Genomic DNA, 310 nt, shown 5'->3' with positions numbered 1-310 from the left:
GAAGATGCGCGGGCGCGGATTGCCAGGCTGCGCGCGCGGCGTCACCGTGCCCACTTCGATGAAGCCGAAGCCGAGTGCGGCGAGCCCGTCGATGCACGCGCCGTCCTTGTCGAGGCCGGCCGCGAGCCCGACCGGATTGCGGAACGTGATGCCCATGACGGTGCGGGGCGAATCGGCGCCACGGGTGGCGAGTACGCTGGCGAGGCCGGTGCGGCCGGCCGCGCCCAGCATGCGCAGCGTCAGGTGATGTGCGTCTTCCGCGTCCATCTTGAACAGATGCGAACGCGCGAGCGGATAAAGGGAACTGAAC

Annotated in this window: 1 pseudogene; it reads right to left on the bottom strand. The window is 69.7% G+C overall.

The window, feature by feature from the left end:
• A pseudogene (locus QCE73_RS34150) lies at positions 1 to 310 on the bottom strand (quinone-dependent dihydroorotate dehydrogenase); the annotation flags it as partial.

It is taken from the genome of Caballeronia sp. LZ029, assembly GCF_031451275.1.
Classification (GTDB): domain Bacteria; phylum Pseudomonadota; class Gammaproteobacteria; order Burkholderiales; family Burkholderiaceae; genus Caballeronia; species Caballeronia jiangsuensis.
This window is presented reverse-complemented; position numbering and strand designations above follow the sequence as displayed.